The following is a 22,042-nucleotide window of genomic DNA, read 5'->3' on the forward strand; positions in this document are numbered from 1 at the left end:
CTCCCGCCCGTCACCACCACCACCGAAGTCCGCCACGACCCCCTCCTCGGCGACGACGTCGTCATCGCCTCCCACCGCCAGACCCGCACCTTCCTCCCGCCCGTCGAAGCGTGCCCCCTGTGCCCCTCAAGTCCCGGGCGCCCCACGGAAATCCCCGCGTCCGACTACGAAGTCGCCGTCTTCGAGAACCGCTTCCCGTCCCTCGCGGGCCCCGCGGGACGGTGCGAGGTCGTCTGCTTCACCCCCGATCACCACGCCTCCTTCGCCGATCTGGACGACGCCCGCGCGGCCCTCGTCCTCGCCGTCTGGACCGACCGCACGGCCGAGCTGGCCGCGCTCCCCTCCGTGCGGCAGGTGTTCTGCTTCGAGAACCGCGGCGAGGAGATCGGCGTCACCCTCGGCCACCCGCACGGCCAGATCTACGCGTACCCGTTCGTCACCCCGCGCACCGAGCGCACGCTCGCCTCCGCCGCCGCGCACGCGGACCGCACGGACGGCCGCAACCTCTTCGACGACGTCGTGGACGCCGAGCGCGAGGACGGCCGCCGCATCGTCCTGGCCACGGACCACTGGACGGCCTTCGTCCCGTACGCCGCCCACTGGCCCTACGAGGTGCACCTGTATCCCCGCCGCCGCGTGCCCGACCTGCTCGCGCTCGGCGAGGCGGCGCGCACGGAGTTCCCACAGGTCTACCTGGAACTCCTGCGCCGGTTCGACCGGATCTTCGATGGGTGGGAAGGCGGGGACGAACACGGCGGACACCCGCCCACCCCGTACGTCTCCGCCTGGCACCAGGCGCCCTTCCGGGACCCCCGCAGGAGTGAATTCGCCCTCCACCTCGAGCTCTTCACCGTCCGCCGGGCTCCCGGCAAGCTGAAGTTCCTCGCTGGTTCCGAATCCGGCATGAACGTGTTCATCAACGATGTGCCGCCCGAGGCCGCGGCGGAGCGACTGCGAGAGGTAGCGGGTCCATGAGCGAGAGCAGCAGGAAGTGCCTGGTCACAGGCGGCGCGGGCTACATCGGCAGCGTCGTGGCGGCGCATCTGCTGGCGGCCGGGCACACCGTCACCGTCCTCGACGACCTCTCGACCGGGCACCGGGCCGCCGTCCCGGAGGGCGCCGCGTTCATCGAGGGCCGCGTGCAGGACACGGGCCGCTGGCTCGACAGCTCCTACGACGCGGTGCTGCACTTCGCGGCGTTCTCGCAGGTCGGCCAGTCCGTGGCCGACCCCGAGCCGTACTGGCGCAACAACGTCGGCGGCACCGCCGACCTGCTCGCCGCCATGCGCGACGCCGGCGTGCGCACCCTGGTCTTCTCGTCCACCGCCGCCACCTACGGCGAACCGGACGCCGTCCCCATCACCGAGGACGCCCCCACCGCCCCCACCAACCCCTACGGGGCCACCAAGCTGGCCGTCGACCACATGATCGGCGGCGAGTGCGCCGCCCACGGCCTGGCCGCCGTCTCCCTGCGTTACTTCAACGTCGCCGGGGCGTACGGGCGCCACGGCGAGCGGCACGACCCCGAGACGCACCTCATCCCGCTCGTCCTGCAGGTGGCCCGCGGCGAGCGCGAGGCCGTCGCGGTCTACGGCGACGACTACCCCACCCCGGACGGCACCTGCGTCCGCGACTACATCCACGTCGCCGACCTCGCCGAAGCCCACCTGCGCGCCCTCTTTGCCGCCCGCGACGGCGAACACCTCATCTGCAACCTGGGCAACGGCAACGGCTTCTCCGTCCACGAAGTGATCGAAACCGTCCGCAAGGTCACCGGGCACCCGGTCCCGCAGGTCGCCGCCGCGCGCCGCGCGGGGGACCCGGCCGTCCTCGTGGCCTCCGCCGAGCGCGCCCGCGAGACCCTCGGCTGGACCCCGCGCCGCCCGGACCTGGCCGGGATCGTCGCCGACGCCTGGGAGTTCGCGCGCCGCGGGCCCGAGCGGTGAACGACGCGGCCGAAGGCTTCGAAAGCACCTACGGGTACGCCCCCGAGGGCGTCTGGGCCGCGCCCGGCCGGGTCAACCTCATCGGCGAGTACACCGACGTCAACGAGGGCCACGTCCTGCCGATCGCCCTCCCGCACTGCACCCGCGTGGCCGCGGCGGCCCGTACGGACGGCGTGCTGCGGCTGCGCTCGCGCGAGGCCGGCCCGCAGGACACGGCCGAGCTGCCCCTCGCGGCGCTCGCCCCCGGCGCGGTACGGGGCTGGGCCGCCTACCCGGCCGGCGTCGCCTGGGCGCTGCGCGAGGCGGGCCTGCCCGTGGGCGGCGCCGACGTCTACGTCGAGAGCGACGTACCGGCGGGCGCGGGCCTGTCGTCCTCCGCCGCCCTGGAGGTCGCCACGGCCCTCGCGCTCACCGAGCTGCACGGCGCGGCCTGCGACCGCCCCGCCCTCGCCCGGCTCGCCCAGCGCGCCGAGAACACCTTCGTGGGCGTCCCCTGCGGGCTCATGGACCAGGCCGCGTCCGCCTGCTGCACCGCCGGCCACGCCCTGCACCTCGACACCCGCCACCTCGCGCTGCGCCAGGTGCCCTTCGACCTGGCCGCGCACGGGCTGCGGCTGCTCGTCGTCGACACCCGCGTCCGGCACGCGCTGGCCGACGGTGCGTACGCGGTGCGGCGCGCGGGCTGCGAGGCGGGGGCCCGGGCGCTGGGCGTACGAGCGCTGCGGGACGTGCCGCACGCCGATCTGGACGCGGCGCTGGGCGGGCTCGCCGACACGGGCGTGCGGCGGCTCGTGCGGCACGTGGTGAGCGAGGGCGAGCGCGTCCGGCGGGTCGTCGCGCTCCTCGCCGCGGGCGAACCGCGCGCCGCCGGGCCGCTGCTGACCGCCGGGCACGCCTCCCTCCGCGACGACTTCGCGGTCTCCTGCCCCGAGCTCGACCTGGCCGTCGCGGTCGCGAACGAAGCGGGAGCCCTGGGGGCGCGGATGACGGGCGCGGGGTTCGGCGGCTCGGCGCTGGCGCTCGTGGAGGAGGGCGCGGCGGACGCGGTCGGGCGGGCCGTCGCGGACGCCTTCGCGGCGGCCGGGCACCGGGCGCCGCGGGTCTTCGCAGTCGTGGCGGGAGATGGTGCGCGGCGGGTGTCGCGAGGTCGGGCGGGAAGCTGAGCCGCGGGGCACTCCCCGATCGTGCAGTCGGGCATGGTCAACTTCGCGTCGTTCCACGTCGTTCACTGCCTCAATACTGAACAGAAAGCTCACCATAAACAGGCGGGTCGAGCAGTTTTGCCAATCGGCTTACGTTGTGGGGCCCCCGCCGTACGCTGATGCACAGCGTCGGTGGGGGCCGACGCTGATCAGGGGGCGAGACAGGCAGGTACGACGCCCGGGGCGGGGTGTAAGTCATCAGCGCGGCGGCGGCCGTGCGGCGTGTGGCGGCCCCGGACCGGGCGCCGTACCCGCACTGGTCGCCGCCCGGAATATGGGGGTGGCAGTGGCACGTATTCGGGTACTGGTGGTCGACGACCACCGCATCTTCGCCGAGTCGCTCGCCGCCGCCCTCGCGGCCGAGCAGGACGTGGAGGTCTCCGCGGCCGGCAGCGGGCCGGCGGCGCTGCGCGGGCTGGAGCGGGCCGCAGCGGAGGGGCGCCGGTTCGACGTGCTCCTCATCGACGCCGACCTCGGCACGGTCGCGCAGGACGGCGGCGTGCCCGGGCAGCTCAGGGGCCCGGCCCACGGCTCCCTGCACGAGGGCGGCGGGCCGGGGGAGGGCGCGGTCGACGGGATCTCCCTCGTGGCCGGAGTCCGCAGCGCGCACCCCGCGGTGCGCACGGTGGTGCTCGCCGAGCGCGATGACCCGCGGCGGGCCGCGGCGGCCCTGCAGGCGGGCGCCGGCGGCTGGGTGGCCAAGGACTGCTCGCTGTCGCGGCTGCTGGCCGTCATCCGCGGCGTCCTGCGCGACGAGACGCACCTGCCGCCCGCCCTGCTCACGGGCGTGCTGCGGGAGCTCACGGCCGCGCGCAAGCACCGGACAGAGAGCGAACGGCTGGTGGAGTCCCTCACGCCGCGCGAGCGCGAGGTGCTGCGCTGCATGGTGGCCGGGCTCGGCCGCAAGGCCGTCGCCGAGCGGCTCTATCTCTCACCGCACACCGTCCGCACCCACATGCAGAACGTCCTCGGCAAGCTCGGCGTGCACTCCACGCTCGCGGCGGTCGCGCTGGCGCGGCGCGCCGGGGTCGGCCCGGTGGACCTAACCGGGAGTGTTGTCGAACGGGGCGGTCAGCTGGCGTAGCAGATCGGCCAGCTCGCGGCGCTGGGTGCGGGACAGCTCGACGAGGATGGCGCGCTCCTGATCCAGGAGCCCGGCCAGCGCCTCGTCGGCGCGGTCCCGGCCCTCGTCGGTCAGGCGCACGAGCACGCCCCGGCGGTCGCTCGGGTCGGGCTCGCGGCGCACGAGGCCCTTCTTCGCGAGGCGGTCGATCCGGTTCGTCATGGTGCCGGACGTCACCAGCGTCTGGGTCAGCAGCTGGCCCGGCGAGAGCTGGTACGGGGCGCCCGCGCGGCGCAGCGCCGTCAGGACGTCGAACTCCCAGGGCTCCAGCTCGTGCTCGGCGAAGGCCAGACGACGGGCGCGGTCGAGGTGGCGGGCGAGCCTGCTCACGCGACTGAGCACCTCGAGTGGCTCCACGTCGAGGTCAGGGCGCTCGCGGCGCCATGCTGAAACCAGCCGATCGACCTCGTCCTCCATGCTGATCAGTGTAGAGGGTCTGTCGACATGAAGTCTCTTGACGTCAAGATACTTGCGGCGTGATGCTGGAAGCATGACGACGACCGCTGCCACGCCTGCCTGGGACCCGGAGCAGTACCTGCGTCACTCCGGCCCCCGGTCCCGGCCCTTCCACGACCTCCTCGCCCGCGTCCCGCTCCGCGACCCCGCGCGCATCGTGGACCTCGGCTGCGGCCCGGGCAACGTCACGGCCCTCCTCGCCGAGCGGTGGCCCGCGGCCCGCGTCACGGGGCTGGACCACTCCGAAGCGATGCTGCGGGACGCGCGCGAGCGCGTGCCGGGTGTCGACTTCGTCCACGCGGACCTGCACGAATGGGCGCCGCAGCGGTCGGCTTACGACCTGATCGTCTCCAGCGCCACGTTCCAGTGGGTGCGGGGGCATGCGGACGCGTTCCCCGCGTGGGTGGCCGGGCTCGCGCCCGGCGGGATCTTCGCCTTCACCGTGCCGGGCAACTTCGACGCCCCGAGCCACGTGCTCCTCCGCGAGCTCTGCGAGAGCGCCGCCTGGCGGGACCGGCTGGGTGGGCTCCACGGCCCCGGGGGCGTGCTCACCCCCGCCGAGTACCTCGAACGGCTCGCCGGCCTGGGGCTGACCGTGGACGCCTGGGAGACGACGTACGTCCACACGCTCCCCGGCGAGGACGCCGTCCTCGACTGGACGAAGGGCACGACGCTCAGGCCCGTCCTGACGGCCCTGGCGGACGACCCGGAGGCGACGCGCCGTTTCTTGACGGCCTACGGGCGGCTCCTCCGCGAGGCGTACCCCCACGGCCCGCACGGCACGCTCTTCCCTTTCCGCCGAGTCTTCGCCGTGGCCGGCCAGGCCTGATCTCCGGGCGCCCCTGCGGCGAAGGGGCCTGCCCCTTCGTTCCCGCCGCGACGGCGCTCAGCCGCCACGCACGTATCCGGCGATGCCGGGCCTACCTGAGCCCGTACGGCACCGCCGGGCTCCACCGTCGTGGTTGATCGCCGCGGCGGCGGATTCAAGGGGGCGGAGCCCCCTTGGGGGCATGCCGGGGTGCCGGCGCCGTCAAGCGCGCCGGTGACCGACCAGGCGCGGCTTCGGCTCCAGGCCGTCCAAGCCGTGCCAGGCCAGATTGACCAGGTGTGCCGCCACCTCCGCCTTCTTCGGCTTGCGGACGTCCAGCCACCACTGGCCCGTGAGGGCGACCATGCCCACGAGGGCCTGGGCGTAGAGGGGGGCGAGCTTCGCGTCGAAGCCGCGGGCCTTGAACTCCAGGCCGAGGATGTCCTCGACCTGGGTGGCGATGTCGCTGATCAGCGACGCGAAGGTGCCCGTGGACTGGGCCACCGGCGAGTCGCGGACGAGGATGCGGAAGCCGTCCGTATACGTCTCGATGTAGTCCAGGAGGGCGAAGGCCGCCTGCTCCAGGAGCTCGCGCGGGTGGCCCGCGGTGAGGGCACCGGTGACCATGTCGAGCAGCTGCCGCATCTCGCGGTCGACGACGACTGCGTAGAGCCCTTCCTTGCCGCCGAAGTGCTCGTAGACGACGGGCTTGGAGACCCCGGCCTTCGCGGCGATCTCCTCCACGGACGTGCCCTCGAAGCCCCGCTCGGCGAAGAGTGTGCGACCGATGTCCAGCAGCTGCTCCCGGCGCTCCGCGCCCGTCATCCGCACCCGCCGGGTGCGCCGGGGCCCCGCAGCCTGGGCCCGGTCCTTGTTACTGGTGGTATTGCTGTCGATCGCCACGCTGTCAATCATGCCGCCTTGGCGGCACTCTCCTTCCGCCGGGAGTCCAAGCGGTCCGCCTTCGGCCACCGCACGTCATACGCCCAGCCTGCCTGCTCGAACCAGCGGATGAGGCGGGCGCTGGAGTCCAGCTGCCCCTTCAGCACGCCGTGCCGGGCGGAGGTCGGGTCCGCGTGGTGCAGGTTGTGCCAGGACTCACCACAGGAGAGGATCGCCAGCCACCACACGTTGCCCGAGCGGTCGCGCGATTTGAACGGCCGCTTGCCCACGGCGTGGCAGATGGAGTTGATGGACCACGTCACATGGTGCAGCAGCGCCACCCGTACCAGCGAACCCCAGAAGAAGGCCGTCACCGCGCCCTGCCAGGACCAGGTGGCCAGGCCGCCGACGAACGGCGGGATCAGCAGGGACACCGAGGTCCACAGCACGAACTGGCGGGAGACCGCCCGGATGTCCGGATCCTTGATCAGGTCGGGGGCGTACTTGTGCTGGGGCGTCTGCTCCTCGTCGAACATCCAGCCGACGTGGGCCCACCAGAGGCCCTTCATCAGCGCCGGCACCGTCTCGCCGAAGCGCCACGGGGAGTGCGGGTCGCCCTCGGCGTCGGAGAACCGGTGGTGTCTGCGGTGATCGGCGACCCAGCGGACGAGCGGGCCCTCCACCGCCATCGACCCCATGATCGCCAGGGCGATCCGCAGCGGCCGCTTGGCCTTGAAGGAGCCGTGCGTGAAATAGCGGTGGAAGCCGATGGTGATGCCGTGGCAGCCGATGAAGTACATCGCGACCATCAGGCCCAGGTCGAGCCAGCTCACGCCCCAGCCCCAGGCCAGCGGGACCGCCGCGACGAGGGCGATGAAGGGCACGGTGATGAACAGCAGCAGGGCGATCTGCTCGACCGAACGCTTGCTGTCGCCGCCGAGCGTGGCGGAGGGGAGCGGGGCTTCCTGGGCCTTCGGCGCGTCTTCGATCACGTCGGGGCTTGCAGTCATGGGTTCCCTCATGGGGGTCGGGGCATGGCTACGGTTCCGTAACCTACGGCTTCGTAAGTATGGCAGGGCGGGGGCGCGGAGCAAGAGGGCTGTGGACAACCGCGCGTCGGAGGGCGACCTATGCTGGTGGGCGTCGGACAGCGCGGTCCGCAAACCCTCCAGACGTGCCGGAAACTCTGCAAGGAGCAGCACCTGTGAGCAGTGCCGACAACACCAACGCCGCCCTGCGCGCCGACATCCGCCGACTCGGTGATCTCCTCGGCGAGACCCTGGTCCGTCAGGAGGGCGAGGAGCTCCTCGCCCTGGTGGAGCGGGTCCGCGCCCTGACCCGCAGCGACGGGGAGGCCGCCGCCGAGCTGCTCGGCGCCACCGACCTGGAGACCGCGGCCAAGCTCGTCCGGGCCTTCTCGACCTACTTCCACCTGGCGAACGTCACCGAGCAGGTGCACCGCGGGCGCGAGCTGGCCGCCAAGCGGGCCGCCGAGGGCTCGATCCTCGCCCGCACCGCGGACCAGCTGAAGGAGGCCGAGGCCGAGCACGTCCGGGAGGCCGTCGAGCACCTGGGCGTGCGGCCCGTCTTCACGGCCCACCCCACCGAGGCCGCCCGCCGCAGCGTCCTCAACAAGCTCCGCCGCATCGCCGAGCTCCTCGACACCCTGGACGCCCGGACCGCGGGCGCCACCGGCGACCGGCGCCGCACCGACCTGCGCCTGGCCGAGAACATCGACCTGCTCTGGCAGACCGACGAGCTGCGCGTGGCCCGCCCCGAGCCCACGGACGAGGCCCGCAACGCGATCTACTACCTGGACGAGCTGCACGCGGATGCCGTCGGCGACGTCCTGGAGGACCTGGCCGCCGAGCTGGAGCGCGTCGGCGTCGCCCTGCCGCCCACCACCCGCCCGCTGACCTTCGGCACCTGGATCGGCGGCGACCGCGACGGCAACCCCAACGTCACCCCCCAGGTCACCTGGGACGTGCTGATCCTGCAGCACGAGCACGGCATCACCGACGCCCTGGAGCTCGTCGACGTCCTGCGCGGCGCCCTGTCGAACTCCATCCGCAACAGCGGCGCCACCGAGGAGCTCCTGGCCTCCCTCCAGCGCGACCTGGAGCTGCTGCCGGAGATCAGCCCCCGCTACAAGCGCCTCAACGCGGAGGAGCCCTACCGCCTCAAGGCGACGTGCATCCGCCAGAAGCTCGTCAACACCCGCGAGCGCCTGGCCCGCAACACCCCGCACGAGGAGGGCCGCGACTACCTCGGCACCACCGAGCTCCTCGCCGACCTGCAGGTCATCCAGGACTCGCTGCGCGCCCACCGCGGCCGCCTGATCGCCGACGGCCGCCTGGAGCGCGCCCTGCGCACCCTGGCCGCCTTCGGCCTGCACCTGGCCACCATGGACGTCCGCGAGCACGCCGACGCCCACCACCACGCCCTCGGCCAGCTCTTCGACCGCCTGGGCGAGGAGTCCTGGCGCTACGCGGACATGCCCCGCGACTACCGCCGCAAGCTCCTCGCCAAGGAGCTGCGCTCGCGCCGCCCGCTGGCCCCCAGCCCCGCGCCCCTCGACGCGGCCGGCGCCAAGACCCTCGGCGTCTTCGGCACGATCAGCGAGGCGCTGGAGAAGTTCGGCCCCGAGGTCGTCGAGTCGTACATCATCTCCATGTGCCAGGGCGCCGACGACGTCTTCGCCGCCGCCGTCCTCGCCCGCGAGGCCGGCCTGATCGATCTGCACGCCGGCTGGGCGAAGATCGGCATCGTGCCGCTCCTGGAGACCACGGACGAGCTCAAGGAAGCCGACCGCATCCTCGACGAGATGCTCGCCGACCCCTCCTACCGGCGCCTGGTCGCCCTCCGCGGGGACGTCCAGGAGGTCATGCTCGGCTACTCCGACTCCTCCAAGTTCGGCGGCATCACCACCTCCCAGTGGGAGATCCACCGCGCCCAGCGCCGCCTGCGCGACGTCGCCCACCGCTACGGCGTCCGCCTGCGCCTCTTCCACGGCCGCGGCGGCACCGTCGGCCGCGGCGGCGGCCCCACCCACGACGCGATCCTCGCCCAGCCCTGGGGCACCCTGGAGGGCGAGATCAAGGTGACCGAGCAGGGCGAGGTCATCTCCGACAAGTACCTCCTGCCGGCCCTCGCCCGGGAGAACCTGGAGCTGACGGTCGCCGCGACCCTGCAGGCCTCCGCCCTGCACACCGCGCCCCGCCAGTCCGACGAGGCCCTCGCCCGCTGGGACGCGGCCATGGACACCGTCTCCGACGCCGCCCACGCCGCCTACCGCCGCCTCGTGGAGGACCCGGACCTGCCGGCGTACTTCTTCGCCTCCACCCCGGTCGACCAGCTCGCCGAGCTCCACCTCGGCTCGCGCCCCTCGCGCCGCCCCGACTCCGGCGCCGGCCTGGACGGCCTGCGGGCCATCCCGTGGGTCTTCGGCTGGACCCAGTCCCGGCAGATCGTGCCCGGCTGGTTCGGCGTCGGCTCCGGCCTCAAGGCCGCCCGCGAGGCCGGCCTGGACACCGTCCTGGACGAGATGCACGAGCACTGGCACTTCTTCCAGAACTTCCTGTCCAACGTCGAGATGACGCTCGCCAAGACCGACCTGCGCATCGCCCGGCACTACGTCGACACCCTCGTGCCCGACGAGCTCAAGCACGTCTTCGACACCATCAAGGCCGAGCACGAGCTCACCGTCCAGGAGGTCCTGCGCATCACCGGCGAGGCCGAGCTGCTCGACGCGAGCCCCGTCCTGCGCCAGACCTTCCACATCCGCGACGCCTACCTGGACCCGATCTCCTACCTCCAGGTGACCCTGCTGCACCGCCAGCGGCAGGCCGCCGAGCGCGGGGAGCCCGCCGACCCGCTGCTGGCGCGCGCGCTCCTGCTCACCGTCAACGGCGTGGCCGCGGGCCTGCGCAACACCGGCTGACCGCCGGCAGGACCACAGCGGAGCGGGGCGCCCCTTCATGCCGGAAGGGGCCCCCCGCCGCCGTGCGGGCCGGTGGGCGGCTCAGCCGCGCACGCCCACGAAGAAGCCCGGCCCCGTCCCCTCGGACGCCACGTACTCCGCCCTCACCCCGGCCCGGGCGAAGGCCTCCTCGTACTGCTCGCGGGTGAACAGCGTCAGCATGTCGACCTCGCTGCGGTGCTCCACACCGCCCGCGTCCGCCAGCACGTAGTGGAGCTCCATGCGCACCATGTCGCCCTGCCGGGTGGAGTGCGAGACGCGGGTGATGGTGCGGCCGTCCCGCGTGAGTGCGTGGCCGGCCACGTAACCCTCCAGGAACGCCTCCGGGAACCACCACGGCTCGACCAGGACGACCCCGCCGGGCACCACCGCGCCCGCCAGGGTCGCGACGGCCCGGCCGAGATCCGCGGCCGAGCGCATGTACGCGATCGAGCTGAACATGCAGACGGCGGCATCGAAGCGGCGCTCCGGCCGGAACGACCGCATGTCCCCGGCGTGCAGCGGAACGCCCGGCAGGCGGCGCGCCGCCATAGCCAGCATCGGCTCCGCCAGGTCCACGCCCTCCACGTGCGCGAACAGCTCCGCGAACGCCTGCAGGTGGATGCCCGTGCCGCAGGCCACGTCCAGGAGCGAGGCGGCCTCCGGGCGGTGCGCCCGGATCAGCCGGGCCACCTGGCCGGCCTCCGACCGGTAGTCCTTCTTGTCCTCGTACAGCAGGTCGTACATCTCCGCGGCGCTGTCGTTCTCATACACGGCCGGCCCCCTCCTCGTCCTTCGCCTGCTTCTTCTTCTCCTTCAGGAGGAAGGCCGCGAAGAACGCGACCAGCATCACGCAGCCCGCCGTGACGTAGACCGTGTTCACCGCCCCGGCCAGACCCTCCAGCACCGGGCGGGCCAGCCGCTCGTCGGCGTTCGCCAGCCAGGACGAGTCGTCCAGGTCGATGCCCCGGCCGCCGTGCTGCGCGGCCTCCAGCACCTGGGCGTTGGCGGGATCGGCGAGCACCTGCGGATCGCTCTGCGCCGCGCGGAAGCCGGCGTCGTCGCCCGCCCGGCGGAAGGCGTCGGAGACCTTGCCGCCCACCACCGAGAACATGATCGACAGGAAGATCGCCACGCCCGCCGTGCCGCCGATCTCGCGGAAGAACATGTACGCGGCGCTGGCCACGCCCATCTCCTCCTTGCGGGCGCCGTTCTGCAGCGCGATCAGCGTCACGGGGAAGCAGATGCCGATCCCCAGGCCCATCACGGCCGTCATCAGCACCAGCACCCACACCGGGGTGTCCGGCCCGACGAAGCCGAACATGAACAGCGCCGCCGTCACCAGGAACAGGCCCAGCAGCAGGAACGCCTTGAACCGCCCGCTGCGGTTGATCACCGGCCCGAGGGTGCGGCTGGCGACGATCGTGCCCGCCGTCTGCGGCAGCAGCATCAACGACGCGGCCGTCGGCGAGAGCCCCTTGACCATCTGCAGGTACAGCGGCAGGAAGATCAGCGAACCGAAGACGCCCAGCCCCACGATGATGTTCACCGAATTGATCACCGAGAAGGTGCGGGTGCGGAACAGCCGCATCGGGATGATCGCCGCGTCGCCCATCCGCGACTCCACCCGTACGAACATCACCAGCCCGATCAGCCCCAGGGCGAACATCGCCAGCGACAGCGGCGAACCCCAGCCCCACGCGCGGCCCTGCTCCGCGACCACCAGCAGCGGCACCAGGCACAGCGCCAGCGCGAACGCGCCCCAGTAGTCGACCTTCTGGACCGTGCGGACCCGCGGCATCGTGAACTTCGTCGTCACGACGATCAGCGCGACCACGCCGATCGGCAGGTTCACCAGGAACACCCACCGCCAGCCGGCTATCCCCGCGATCTCCCCCATGCCGGCGAAGAAGCCGCCCAGCAGCGGGCCCGTCACGCCCGCCAGGCCGAACACCATCGAGAAATAGCCCTGGTAGCGGCTGCGCCGCTCGGGCGTCATCATGTCGCCCATCATCGCGAACGCCATGGTCATCACGCCGCCCGCGCCGATGCCCTGCAGCGCCCGGAAGGCCGCCAGCTGGTACATCGACTGGGCCATGCCGCACAGCAGTGAGCCCGCCAGGAAGACGACGATCGACATCACGTAGATCCGCTTGCGCCCGTAGATGTCGGAGAACTTCCCGAGCAGCGGCGTCGTGATCGTCGACGTCACGAGATAGGCCGTGGTCGCCCACGCCTGGATCGTCTGGCCGTGCAGCTCGTCGGCGATCGTCCGCATCGCCGAGGCGATGATCATGAGGTCGAGCGCGCCCAGGAAGAGCCCCAGCATCAGCCCGACCAGCACGGTCATGATGGCTTTGTGCGTCAGGCCGTCCCCTTCCCCCTCCTCACCCCGGGAGCTCGCGGCGGCCGGCTGCGCGGTATTCGTCATGGCCTCACACCTGTGTCGTCGGTCGATGCTGTCGATGCTGATGAAGCGTCGGTGCCGCGCTCATCCTGAAACCCCAAGCCGACTTGAGGTCAAGGGCACTTCGGCGACTCGCCGGGCACGTCGCGCTCTCCGGCCGCGAGCCGCTCCAGCCGCCCGACGACCTGAGGGGGAGCCGGCATCGCCAGCACCTCCTCGCGCAGGCGCCCCGCGGCCCGCCGGTACGACGGATCACCGAGCACCTCGCAGATGCCCGCCGCGATGTTCTCCGCGCTGTCGTCCTCGGGGCGGATCAGCTTCGCCGCCCCGCACCCGGCCATCCGCGCCGGATAGTCGAGGCCCGGGATGTGCGGGATGAGGATCTGCGGCACGCCGTGCGCCAGACCCGTCAGCGTGGTGCTGCCGCCGCCGTGGTGCACCATCACGTCGCAGCCGGGCACGGCCACGTCCAGCGGGATCCAGCCCACGTGCGCCCGCTCGGGCAGCACTCCGCCCGGGAGCGCCCGCAGCATCCCGGCCACCGCCTCGGGCGCCGCGATCAGCAGGTCGACGTCCAGCGCGGCCACCTTGCGCACCAGGCCCTGCAGCACGTCGAAGTCGTGGTCGGGCGTCACCCGGCTGCCCGCGCTCACCAGCACGCGCGGCCGCTCGCCCCGCCGGTGCATCCAGGGCTCGACGGGCCGCTGGGAGGTGTACGGGACGTGGCGCACCGGCAGCGACGGCGGCGCGTGCACGGGCCTGATGCCCGGCGGGCACGCGGACAGCGCCAGGTCCGGCTCCGGCAGGGCCTCCAAGCCGTAGCGCTCCAGCTGCGGCGCCAGTTCGATCGCCGCCGACAGGCTCGTGACGAGCGGCTCGCCCATGTCGATGCCGAAGCGGACGTAGGGCACGCGCGCGTGACGGGCCACCAGCGGCGCCGCGTAGGCCAGCACACCGCCCACCACCAGGTCCGGGCGCCAGGCGTCCGCCAGCTCCAGCAGCTTGCCCAGGCAGCTCGCCGCGAAGCCGCCGAACATCCGCCCGATGGCGATGAAGGAGTCCAGGCCCGCCTCGGAGACCGGGGCCGCGTTGCCCAGCGGTGCGGTGCGGCAGTCCGTGACGGTCTTCCGCGTCACCGCCACGGCGGGCAGGCCCGCGTCCAGGATCATCGGGACGACCGCCTCGCAGCCGGACACGAGCACCTCGTGTCCGGCGTTGCGGGTCGCCTGCGCGAGCGGGACGAGCGGGAAGAGCGTCCCTGCCCCGTTGCCGCCCACAAACAGAATCTTCATGCCCCGACTGTCGGGCGCGGGCGTCGAACCGCGCTCGACGACGCCTCGACCGTGCCGTTGCGGAAGCCGGCCTCAGCTCAGGCGGGCGAGGGCCGCGACGAACACCTCCGGTGTGTCCGCGCTCAGAACGGGGCGCGGCAGGGCGCGCAGGCCCAGCTCCTCCAGCTGCGGCGCCAGCTCGGCGGCGGCCGCGAGGGCGACGGTCAGCGGCTCGCCCGGACCGGCGGTGAGCTCCGCGCAGGGCACCTTCGCGTGCGCCGCGACGAGCGGGCCGGCGAAGGAGGAGGGCACCCGGGCCACCACGTCGGGCCGCCACCGGTCCGCGAGCCCCGGCAGGCCCTCCAGGCACCACGCGGCGAACCGCCCCAGGCAGCGGCCCCGCAGCACGAGGCGCTCGTGCGGGTCCTCCGGAACGGGGAAGGGACTGCCCCCGGTGTCCACGAACGCCTCGCCCGTCGTCCGCGCCGTCACGACCGCCGTGGGCACCCCGGCCCGCGCGCCGGCCTCCACCGCCCCGCCCGGGTCCGCGGGCCCGGCGAGGACGACTTCGTGCCCGGCCCCGAGGGCGGCTCGCGCCGCGGCAACGAGCGGAAGAACCGCATCCGGCGCGCCTCCGGCTACGAAAAGAATCCTCATGGCGGGCATTCTCACGAGCCGTCGTGGAGGAGGACTCGACGCGCCGTCGAGCCGGGGCGGGGGAGCTCCCCGCCCGCCTCACACGTTGTACGTGTTCTGCGCCCGCTCCAGGCCGTCCACGATCAGCGCCTCCACGGCGTCCGCGGCCCGGTCCACCTGGTAGTCGAGCTCCTTGCGCTCGGTGGAGGAGAAGTCCTTGAGCACGAAGTCCGCGACCTGCATCCGGCCCGGCGGCCGCCCGATGCCGAAGCGCACCCGGCAGTAGTCCGGGCCCAGGGCCTTCGTGATCGACTTCAGGCCGTTGTGGCCGTTGTCGCCGCCGCCGAGCTTCAGCCGCAGCGTCCCGTAGTCGATGTCGAGCTCGTCGTGGACGGCGATCACCCGCTCGGCGGGCACCTTGTAGAAGTCGCGCAGCGCGGCCGTCGGCCCGCCGGACAGATTCATGAACGACATGGGCTTGGCGACCACGACCCGGCGGCTGGAGGGCCCGGGCGCGCCGAGCCGGCCCTCGACCACCTGCGCCCGCGACTTGTGCGCCTTGAACTTCGCGCCCATGCGCTCCGCGAGCAGGTCCGCGACCATGAACCCCACGTTGTGGCGGTTGCCCGCGTACTCCGGCCCGGGGTTGCCCAGGCCCACGATCAGCCAGGGGCTGGAGTCGTCCGTCATCTGCATGTCTCCTTCATAGCCAACCGCTCAAAGCCGACCGCCGCCCCACTCCGGTGGAGCGGGACGGCGGTCGAAAAGAAAAGCCGGGAGGGGCGAGGATCAGGCCTCGGTGCCCTCGGCCTCGGCCGGGGCCTCGGTCGAACCGGCGACGACGTGCAGGACGACGGCGTCGGCGTCGACGGCCAGGGCGACACCGGCCGGCAGGACGACGTCCTTGGCCAGGACCGAGGCGCCGGCCTCGAGGCCCGCGATGGAGACGGTGACGGCCTCGGGGATGTGGGTGGCCTCGGCCTCGACCGGCAGAGCGGTCAGGGTGTGCTCGAGCAGGTTGCCGCCGGGGGCCAGGTCGCCCTCGGTCTGGACCGGGATCTCGACGGTGACGGTCTCGCCGCGCTTGACGACCAGCAGGTCGACGTGCTCGAGGAAGCCCTTGAGGGCGTCACGCTGGACGGCCTTGGGGATGACGAGCTCGTCGCGGCCCTCGATGTCCAGGGAGAGCAGGACGTTCGGGGTCTTCAGAGCCATCATCAGGTCGTGGCCCGGCAGGGTGACGTGGACCGGCTCGCCGCCGTGGCCGTAGATGACGGCGGGGACCTGGTTGGCGCGGCGGATGCGGCGGGCGGCGCCCTTGCCGAACTCGGCACGGACCTGCGCGGGGATCTTGATCTCAGCCATGGTGCACTCCTCGTGGGCTGGGGGTCCCCCCACGCTTTCAAGGCAGTGGGGGAGATCGGTGGACCGTTACCCGGCCTCATACGGACCTGCTACGAAGAGCGCGTCGATAACGGACCGCCGCACATGAGTGCGGCCTCCCTCGCCGAGCAACTCGTGGAGTGTACCCGGCGGGGGAGGCCACCAAGAAATCGATCAGAGAGTGATCGTTTTTGCGCCCGGAGGGGACGCGGAGGGGCTTACTGCTCCTCGAAGAGGCTCGTGACCGAGCCGTCCTCGAACACCTCGCGCACGGCGCGCGCGATCGTCGGGGCGATCGACAGCACGGTGATCTTGTCGAGCTCCAGCTCACCCGGGGTCGGCAGGGTGTTGGTGAAGACGAACTCGCTCACCTTGGAGTTCTTCAGGCGGTCCGCGGCCGGGCCGGAGAGCACACCGTGCGTGGCCGTCACGATGACGTCCTCCGCACCGTTGGCGAACAGGGCGTCCGCGGCGGCGCAGATCGTGCCACCGGTGTCGATCATGTCGTCGACCAGGACACAGACGCGGCCCTTGACGTCACCGACGACCTCGTGCACCGTCACCTGGTTGGCGACATCCTTGTCACGGCGCTTGTGGACGATGGCCAGCGGGGCGCCGAGGCGGTCGCACCAGCGGTCGGCGACGCGCACGCGGCCGGCGTCCGGGGAGACGACCGTCAGCTTCGAGCGGTCGACCTTGGCGCCCACGTAGTCGGCGAGGATCGGCAGCGCGAAGAGGTGGTCGACCGGGCCGTCGAAGAAGCCCTGGATCTGGTCCGTGTGCAGGTCGACCGTGAGGATCCGGTCCGCGCCCGCCGTCTTGAACAGATCGGCGATCAGACGGGCCGAGATCGGCTCACGGCCGCGGTGCTTCTTGTCCTGGCGGGCGTAGCCGTAGAACGGCACGACCACGGTGATGGAGCGGGCCGACGCGCGCTTGAGCGCGTCGATCATGATCAGCTGCTCCATGACCCACTTGTTGATGGGAGCCGTGTGGCTCTGCATCAGGAAGCAGTCCGCGCCACGCGCCGACTCCTGGAAGCGGACGTAGATCTCGCCGTTGGCGAAGTCGAATGCCTTGGTCGGGACCAGGCCGACGCCCAGCTGGTGCGCGACCTCCTCGGCAAGCTCGGGGTGGGCGCGGCCGGAGAAGAGCATCAGCTTCTTCTCGCCGGTCGTCTTGATCCCGGTCACAGCACAGTCTCCTTGGATGTCGCTTTGTGTGCGCTTATCACGGTACGCCCCGCACGGCGCACCCGTGTCACGGTCACTGCTCGCCGTCGGTCTCCCGGCGAGCGGTGGAAGCGGCCTGTGCGGCTGCGCTTCCCGGGCGCTTACGTGCCACCCAGCCCTCGATATTCCGCTGCTGTCCACGTGCGACGGCCAGCGAACCCGGGGGCACATCCTTGGTGATGACCGAGCCGGCGGCGGTGTACGCGCCGTCCCCGATCGTGACCGGAGCCACAAACATGTTGTCCGATCCGGTGCGGCAGTGCGAGCCGATCGTCGTGTGGTGCTTGCTCACACCGTCGTAGTTCACGAAGACGCTCGCCGCGCCGATGTTGGAGTACTCGCCGATCGTCGCGTCACCGACGTACGACAGGTGCGGCACCTTGGTGCCCTCGCCGATCTCGGCGTTCTTCATCTCGACGTACGCGCCGGCCTTCGACTTCGCGCCGAGCTTCGTCCCCGGGCGCAGGTAGGCGAACGGGCCGACGGTCGCGCCCGCGCCGATCAGCGCCGAGTCCGCCACGGTGTTGTCGACGCGGGCGCCGGCACCGACGGCGGTGTCCGTCAGGCGGGTGTTCGGCCCGACCTCGCTGCCGGTGGCCAGGCTGGTGGCGCCGGTCAGCTGGGTGCCGGGGTGGACGAGGACGTCCGGCTCGAAGGTGACGGTGACGTCGACCCAGGTCGACGCCGGGTCCACGACCGTCACGCCGCTCATCATCGCCGCGTGCAGCAGCCGCTCGTTGAGCAGCTTGCGGGCCTCGGCGAGCTGGACGCGGTTGTTGATCCCCAGGATCTCCCGGTGGTCGCCCGCGACCGCGGCGCCGACGCGGTGCCCGGCCTCGCGCAGGATGCCCAGGACGTCGGTCAGGTACTCCTCGCCCTGGCTGTTGTCCGTGCGCACCTTGCCGAGCGCGTCCGTCAGCAGCTGGGCGTCGAACGCGAACACCCCGGAGTTGATCTCGCGGATCGCGCGCTGGGCGTCCGTGGCGTCCTTGTGCTCGACGATCGCCGTGACGGCACCGCTGTCGTCGCGCACGATGCGCCCGTAGCCGGTGGAGTCGGGGACCTCGGCGGACAGGACGGTGACGGCGTTGCCGTCGGCCGCGTGGGTGTCGCTGAGGGTCTTGAGCGTGGCGCCGGTCAGCAGCGGGGTGTCGCCGCAGACGACGACCACGGTCCCGTCGAGGGCGATGCCGCTGTTCGACAGCTCCTCGAGGCCCATGCGCACGGCGTGGCCGGTGCCGTTCTGCTCGTACTGCACGGCGGTGCGGACCTCGGGGTCGACCTGCGCGAGGTGCGCGGAGACCTGCTCGCGTGCGTGCCCGACGATCACGACGAGGTGCTCGGGGTCCAGCTCGCGGGAGGCGGCGACGACGTGGCCGACGAGGGAACGTCCGCAGATGGCGTGCAGGACCTTGGGGGTCGCCGACTTCATGCGGGTGCCCTCACCCGCTGCGAGAACGACGACGGCTGCCGGGCGGTTGGCGCTCACGGGTGTGCCCTTCGGCTTCGGGTGGTGGACATCCGAAGGATACCGGTGCGTTTTACTGCTGAAACGCGCGCGGGTCCCGACCTCGGCGGTCAGGACCCTCCCCCATGGGCCCAAGCGGCCACGGAGGTGTCTCCACGTCAAGCTCCCGGGGAAGGAATCGAACCCTCATTCAATGAACCAAAATCATTTGTCCTGCCATTAGACGACCCGGGATGGTTCGCCCGTGATGCCCGATTCACTTGATCGGACGCGCTTGCAGCCAACACTATGCCGTACGGGCACCCGTCGACGCGACGGTGCCGTGCCCGGCCGCCGGGCGCCGGGGGCGGAAACGAGCGGGAAATGCGGTGGCGGGCTTCCGTAGGCTGGGTGGTATGACCACAACGGGGGCAAACGCGGAGGCGGGCGTGCGCGGCGCGCCGGACGGGCCTTGGTGGTGGGCGCGGCGCCGCAGCATGGTGTTCGACGTCGTGCTGGCACTGGTGTCCGCCCTGGAGTGCGCGGCGGAGGGCGCGGGGTTCGCGGACGAGCACGGGGGCCCGGTGGCGCTCGCCGTCGTGGTGGGTGCGCTCGTCGGCGGCACCCTGCTGTTCCGGCGCCGGTGGCCGGTGGCCGTGGTGCTGCTCGGCATCGCGATCACCCCGGCCGAGCTGGGCTTCCTGCTCGGCATCGTCGGCCTGTACACGCTGGCCGCCTCGGACGTGCCGCGCCGGCTGACCGTCGTCCTGGCCGGAGTGTCGGTGGCGGGGACGTTCCTGGTGACGTTCCTGAAGTTCCACCGCGACATAGCCGCCGGTGAGGGGTACCAGCCGGGCCCCTGGATGATGCTGTTCTTCTCGGCGCTGGTCGCGCTGGGGCTCACGGCGCCGCCGGTGCTCATGGGCCTTTACGTGGGGGCGCGGCGGCGGCTCGTCGAGAGCCTGCGGGAGCGGGCGGACGGCCTGGAGCGCGAGCTGTCGCTGCTCGCGGAGCGGGCCGAGGAGCGCGCGGTGTGGGCGCGCAACGAGGAGCGCACGCGGATCGCGCGCGAGATGCACGACGTGGTGGCGCACCGGGTGTCGCTGATGGTCGTCCACGCGGCCGCGCTGCAGGCGGTGGCCCTGAAGGACCCCGAGAAGGCGTCGCGGAACGCGGGCCTGGTGGGCGACATGGGCCGGCAGGCGCTGACGGAGCTGCGGGAGATGCTCGGGGTGCTGCGGACCTCCTCCGAGGGCATGGTGACGGAGGCGTCCTCCGCGGCCGATTCGCGCCGTCTGGCGGAGGTCGCGGCGGCGGCCTCGGCCCGGGTGTCCGCGGGCGTGGGCGCCGGCGGCGGGGCGGGAACGGCCGCCGCGGTGAGCGAGCCGTCTCCGTCGGGTGACGGTCCGTGTCTGGACGGCCTGGAAGACCTCGTGGGCCAGTCGCGGGCGGCCGGCATGGCCGTGGAGCTGTCCGTGGAGGGAGTGGAGCGCGCGTACGGCGCACGGGTGGAGAGCACGGCGTACCGCGTGGTGCAGGAAGCGCTGACCAACGTCCACAAGCACGCCCCCGGGGCGAAGGCCGTCGTGCGCGTGGCGCACCGCGGGGATGAGGTCGCGCTACAGGTGGAGAACGGGCCGTCCGAGGGCGGCGCCGCCGCACCGGGCCTGCCGAGCGGCGGCAACGGCCTGGTGGGGATGCGCGAGCGCGTCTCGGCGCTGGGCGGGGTCTTCGTGTCGGGTGCCACGGACGCGGGCGGCTTCCGGGTGTCGGCGGTGATCCCGGCGCTCGCGGAGGGCGCGGGCTCGTAGGCCCGGGCGGAGGGCGAAGCCGTGGGTCCTGCGGAAGAGCGGGGCTCGTGGGGCCGGCGGGAGAGGGCCCGGGGCTCGTGGGCCCGGCCCCGAACCAGGCTGGTTCCCGGTCGGCTTTTGGCCGGTTCGCGCTGCTCCGGTCAGGGCACCGCGCCCGGCTCCGGCCCGGGGGGTACGTCAGCGGCGGCCCATACCCGCCGACAGCCGCGAGGGCCGGGTCCCGTTGACGAGCGCGGCGATGGCGTGGTCGATGTCCGAGCCCAGGTACCAGTCGCCGGTGTGGTCGAGGCTGTAGACGCGGCCGTGGGCGTCGATGGCGAGCAGCGCCTGCCCGTCCGCCTCCTGCCCGAGCGGGCACACTTCGGCCCCCAGCGCGCGCCCCAGGTCGGCGACGGTGCGCGCGAGGTGGAGCCCGTGCAGCGGGTCGATGTGGAAGGGCGTGGGCGCGATGTGCCGCCCCGTCCCCGTCCCGGCGATGTGCAGGCCCCCGAACTCCGCCCAGGCCTCGACCGCGGCCGGGAAGACGGTGTGCCGGTGCCCGGCCGGGGAGGTGTGGGCGCGCAGGGCGTCGGCCCAGTTCTCGGCGGCTTTGATGTCCCAGCGGCCGGGCTGCCAGCCGGCCTCGCGCAGGGCGGCGTCCACGGCGGCGGGGAAGCGGGTGGCCGCGGTCCGGTCGAAGGCGCGCATGTCGGTCAGCCCCTGTCCTTGGTGATGGCGGCCTTCGTCGCGGCCTTGGAGATGACGGCCTTGGCGGGGGAGGCCTTCGCGGGGGCGGACGGGTCGACGCTGCGCACGCCGAAGTGGCTCAGCAGCGCCGTACAGGAGCGGCAGGGCGGGGCGTACGCGCCGTGCCGCGGGTCGCCGTCCTCGCGGATGTGCCGGGCGGTGAGCTTGGCGTTCTTGAGGGCGCGCCGGGCCTCGCCGTGGGTCAGCGGTTTGCGGGCGGCGCGTTTGCTGCGCGCCCCCTCGAAGGCGCCGAGGAAGCGGGTCAGCAGGAGCGCCTCGGGGCAGCGGCCGGTGAAGCGCTCGCGCCGCTCGCTGGTGAGGGTGTCGAGGAAGTCCTGGACCAGCGGGTGCAGCGCCGGGGGCACCTCCGCCTTGCCTCCGGTGCAGGTCAGCGTCTCCCCGCGGACGGAGAGGGCGGCGGCCACGGCCGGCAGTATGCCGTCGCGGCGGTGCAGCAGGGCGGGGGGCCGGTCGGCGTCCTCGGTGCTCCAGGTGAGCCGGGGATCGCCCGAGGCCGCCGTGCCGTGATCGTCGGCGGGCGGTCGGTCCTGAGTCGTGTGCATGGTGGTTCTTCCCTCCCTGCAATCCCCCTGTTGCGGAGATCAGCCTGCCAAACGGGACGGCAGGTGCGGAAGTCAGGTCGGTGTTGGGCGAGTGTCGTGCGGTGTTCACGCGCCGGATGACCGGACGGGTGGGGGCGGCGACGCGGCGGCCGCACGGGCGTAGGGCGAGAAGTCCGGACGGCCCTCGTCGT

Annotated in this window: 20 protein-coding genes and 1 tRNA gene; 7 read left to right on the forward strand and 14 right to left on the reverse strand. The window is 72.8% G+C overall.

Annotated elements, in window-relative coordinates; translation table 11 throughout:
• The 4 genes from galT to ACSNOG_RS23810 all read left to right on the forward strand — a co-directional run.
• Positions 1–975 (forward strand): galactose-1-phosphate uridylyltransferase (galT, locus tag ACSNOG_RS23795; protein WP_436754739.1); only part of this gene is annotated, 975 nt, incomplete at its 5' end.
• Positions 972–1,946: a UDP-glucose 4-epimerase GalE gene (galE, locus tag ACSNOG_RS23800; RefSeq protein ID WP_436754740.1), complete on the forward strand. Its 975-nt coding sequence runs from the start codon at positions 972–974 to the stop codon at positions 1,944–1,946. The genes galT and galE, both read left to right, overlap by 4 nt.
• Positions 1,943–3,109: a galactokinase gene (gene galK, locus ACSNOG_RS23805; RefSeq protein ID WP_436754741.1), complete on the forward strand. Its 1,167-nt coding sequence runs from the start codon at positions 1,943–1,945 to the stop codon at positions 3,107–3,109. Before galE ends, galK begins: the two co-directional genes overlap by 4 nt.
• 325 nt (positions 3,110–3,434) lie before the next feature.
• On the forward strand, positions 3,435–4,232 hold the full coding sequence (locus tag ACSNOG_RS23810; protein WP_436754742.1) for a LuxR C-terminal-related transcriptional regulator: 798 nt from the start codon (positions 3,435–3,437) through the stop codon (positions 4,230–4,232).
• On the opposite strand, the gene ACSNOG_RS23815 is transcribed toward ACSNOG_RS23810, so the two are convergent.
• Positions 4,191–4,688: a MarR family winged helix-turn-helix transcriptional regulator gene (locus ACSNOG_RS23815; RefSeq protein WP_436754743.1), complete on the reverse strand. Its 498-nt coding sequence runs from the start codon at positions 4,686–4,688 to the stop codon at positions 4,191–4,193. The genes ACSNOG_RS23810 and ACSNOG_RS23815 overlap by 42 nt on opposite strands.
• A gap of 73 nt (positions 4,689–4,761) precedes the next feature.
• Between ACSNOG_RS23815 and ACSNOG_RS23820 the strand changes: the two genes are divergently transcribed.
• Positions 4,762–5,556 (forward strand): trans-aconitate 2-methyltransferase, encoded by a 795-nt coding sequence (locus ACSNOG_RS23820; protein ID WP_436754744.1) that lies wholly within the window; start codon positions 4,762–4,764, stop codon positions 5,554–5,556.
• 201 nt (positions 5,557–5,757) lie between these two features.
• Here ACSNOG_RS23820 and ACSNOG_RS23825 read toward each other — a convergent pair whose 3' ends face one another.
• Positions 5,758–6,450: a TetR/AcrR family transcriptional regulator gene (locus ACSNOG_RS23825; protein ID WP_168093821.1), complete on the reverse strand. Its 693-nt coding sequence runs from the start codon at positions 6,448–6,450 to the stop codon at positions 5,758–5,760.
• Positions 6,447–7,427: an acyl-CoA desaturase gene (locus tag ACSNOG_RS23830; RefSeq protein ID WP_436754745.1), complete on the reverse strand. Its 981-nt coding sequence runs from the start codon at positions 7,425–7,427 to the stop codon at positions 6,447–6,449. The genes ACSNOG_RS23825 and ACSNOG_RS23830 overlap by 4 nt, the downstream gene beginning before the upstream one ends.
• A gap of 194 nt (positions 7,428–7,621) precedes the next feature.
• Between ACSNOG_RS23830 and ppc the strand changes: the two genes are divergently transcribed.
• Positions 7,622–10,357, forward strand: a complete 2,736-nt coding sequence (gene ppc / locus ACSNOG_RS23835; RefSeq protein WP_436754746.1) for a phosphoenolpyruvate carboxylase — start codon at positions 7,622–7,624, stop codon at positions 10,355–10,357.
• Positions 10,358–10,438: 81 nt separating this feature from the next.
• Here ppc and ACSNOG_RS23840 read toward each other — a convergent pair whose 3' ends face one another.
• The 9 genes from ACSNOG_RS23840 to ACSNOG_RS23880 all read right to left on the reverse strand — a co-directional run bounded on the left by ACSNOG_RS23840 (position 10,439) and on the right by ACSNOG_RS23880 (position 19,006).
• Positions 10,439–11,149 (reverse strand): class I SAM-dependent DNA methyltransferase, encoded by a 711-nt coding sequence (locus tag ACSNOG_RS23840; protein ID WP_436754747.1) that lies wholly within the window; start codon positions 11,147–11,149, stop codon positions 10,439–10,441.
• The gene (locus tag ACSNOG_RS23845; RefSeq protein ID WP_436754748.1) at positions 11,142–12,806 is read right to left on the reverse strand and encodes an MDR family MFS transporter; all 1,665 of its coding nucleotides are present in this window, start codon (positions 12,804–12,806) and stop codon (positions 11,142–11,144) included. The genes ACSNOG_RS23840 and ACSNOG_RS23845 overlap by 8 nt, the downstream gene beginning before the upstream one ends.
• 89 nt (positions 12,807–12,895) lie before the next feature.
• The gene (locus tag ACSNOG_RS23850; protein WP_436754749.1) at positions 12,896–14,074 is read right to left on the reverse strand and encodes a glycosyltransferase; all 1,179 of its coding nucleotides are present in this window, start codon (positions 14,072–14,074) and stop codon (positions 12,896–12,898) included.
• A gap of 72 nt (positions 14,075–14,146) precedes the next feature.
• The gene (locus ACSNOG_RS23855; RefSeq protein WP_436754750.1) at positions 14,147–14,710 is read right to left on the reverse strand and encodes a hypothetical protein; all 564 of its coding nucleotides are present in this window, start codon (positions 14,708–14,710) and stop codon (positions 14,147–14,149) included.
• Positions 14,711–14,788: 78 nt separating this feature from the next.
• On the reverse strand, positions 14,789–15,379 hold the full coding sequence (pth, locus tag ACSNOG_RS23860; RefSeq protein ID WP_436754751.1) for an aminoacyl-tRNA hydrolase: 591 nt from the start codon (positions 15,377–15,379) through the stop codon (positions 14,789–14,791).
• Positions 15,380–15,478: 99 nt separating this feature from the next.
• Positions 15,479–16,054, reverse strand: coding sequence for a 50S ribosomal protein L25/general stress protein Ctc (locus tag ACSNOG_RS23865; RefSeq protein ID WP_436754752.1), 576 nt, complete (start codon positions 16,052–16,054; stop codon positions 15,479–15,481).
• 236 nt (positions 16,055–16,290) lie between these two features.
• Positions 16,291–17,265: a ribose-phosphate diphosphokinase gene (locus ACSNOG_RS23870; protein ID WP_168093189.1), complete on the reverse strand. Its 975-nt coding sequence runs from the start codon at positions 17,263–17,265 to the stop codon at positions 16,291–16,293.
• A 73-nt stretch (positions 17,266–17,338) separates the two neighbouring features.
• Positions 17,339–18,793, reverse strand: a complete 1,455-nt coding sequence (glmU, locus tag ACSNOG_RS23875; protein ID WP_436754753.1) for a bifunctional UDP-N-acetylglucosamine diphosphorylase/glucosamine-1-phosphate N-acetyltransferase GlmU — start codon at positions 18,791–18,793, stop codon at positions 17,339–17,341.
• A gap of 142 nt (positions 18,794–18,935) precedes the next feature.
• Positions 18,936–19,006 (reverse strand) — tRNA-Gln (locus ACSNOG_RS23880).
• 161 nt (positions 19,007–19,167) lie between these two features.
• On the opposite strand from ACSNOG_RS23880, the gene ACSNOG_RS23885 reads away from it, so the two are divergent.
• Entirely contained in the window at positions 19,168–20,562 is a 1,395-nt protein-coding gene (locus ACSNOG_RS23885) for a sensor histidine kinase (RefSeq protein ID WP_436754754.1), read from the forward strand.
• Between the two features lie 177 nt (positions 20,563–20,739).
• Here ACSNOG_RS23885 and ACSNOG_RS23890 read toward each other — a convergent pair whose 3' ends face one another.
• On the reverse strand, positions 20,740–21,249 hold the full coding sequence (locus ACSNOG_RS23890; RefSeq protein ID WP_436754755.1) for an SUKH-3 domain-containing protein: 510 nt from the start codon (positions 21,247–21,249) through the stop codon (positions 20,740–20,742).
• Between the two features lie 5 nt (positions 21,250–21,254).
• A complete protein-coding gene (locus ACSNOG_RS23895; RefSeq protein ID WP_436754756.1) occupies positions 21,255–21,851 on the reverse strand; it encodes a YwqJ-related putative deaminase in 597 nt (198 codons plus the stop codon).
• Between the last annotated feature and the right edge of the window lie 191 nt (positions 21,852–22,042).

The sequence above is a fragment of the Streptomyces sp. URMC 124 genome (genome assembly GCF_051386455.1).
In the GTDB taxonomy this organism is placed as follows: Bacteria; Actinomycetota; Actinomycetes; order Streptomycetales; family Streptomycetaceae; genus Streptomyces.

Bases quoted from the DNA above. Each gene is read 5' to 3' on its own strand.
- ACSNOG_RS23830 (WP_436754745.1), bottom strand. From the start codon at position 7,427: ATGACTGCAAGCCCCGACGTGATCGAAGACGCGCCGAAGGCCCAGGAA.
- galE (WP_436754740.1), top strand. From the start codon at position 972: ATGAGCGAGAGCAGCAGGAAGTGCCTGGTCACAGGCGGCGCGGGCTAC.
- ACSNOG_RS23815 (WP_436754743.1), bottom strand. From the start codon at position 4,688: ATGGAGGACGAGGTCGATCGGCTGGTTTCAGCATGGCGCCGCGAGCGC.
- ACSNOG_RS23850 (WP_436754749.1), bottom strand. From the start codon at position 14,074: ATGAAGATTCTGTTTGTGGGCGGCAACGGGGCAGGGACGCTCTTCCCG.
- ACSNOG_RS23865 (WP_436754752.1), bottom strand. From the start codon at position 16,054: ATGGCTGAGATCAAGATCCCCGCGCAGGTCCGTGCCGAGTTCGGCAAG.
- ACSNOG_RS23825 (WP_168093821.1), bottom strand. From the start codon at position 6,450: ATGATTGACAGCGTGGCGATCGACAGCAATACCACCAGTAACAAGGAC.
- pth (WP_436754751.1), bottom strand. From the start codon at position 15,379: ATGACGGACGACTCCAGCCCCTGGCTGATCGTGGGCCTGGGCAACCCC.
- ACSNOG_RS23820 (WP_436754744.1), top strand. From the start codon at position 4,762: ATGACGACGACCGCTGCCACGCCTGCCTGGGACCCGGAGCAGTACCTG.
- ACSNOG_RS23845 (WP_436754748.1), bottom strand. From the start codon at position 12,806: ATGACGAATACCGCGCAGCCGGCCGCCGCGAGCTCCCGGGGTGAGGAG.
- ACSNOG_RS23890 (WP_436754755.1), bottom strand. From the start codon at position 21,249: ATGCGCGCCTTCGACCGGACCGCGGCCACCCGCTTCCCCGCCGCCGTG.
- ACSNOG_RS23855 (WP_436754750.1), bottom strand. From the start codon at position 14,710: ATGAGGATTCTTTTCGTAGCCGGAGGCGCGCCGGATGCGGTTCTTCCG.
- ACSNOG_RS23885 (WP_436754754.1), top strand. From the start codon at position 19,168: ATGACCACAACGGGGGCAAACGCGGAGGCGGGCGTGCGCGGCGCGCCG.
- ACSNOG_RS23895 (WP_436754756.1), bottom strand. From the start codon at position 21,851: ATGCACACGACTCAGGACCGACCGCCCGCCGACGATCACGGCACGGCG.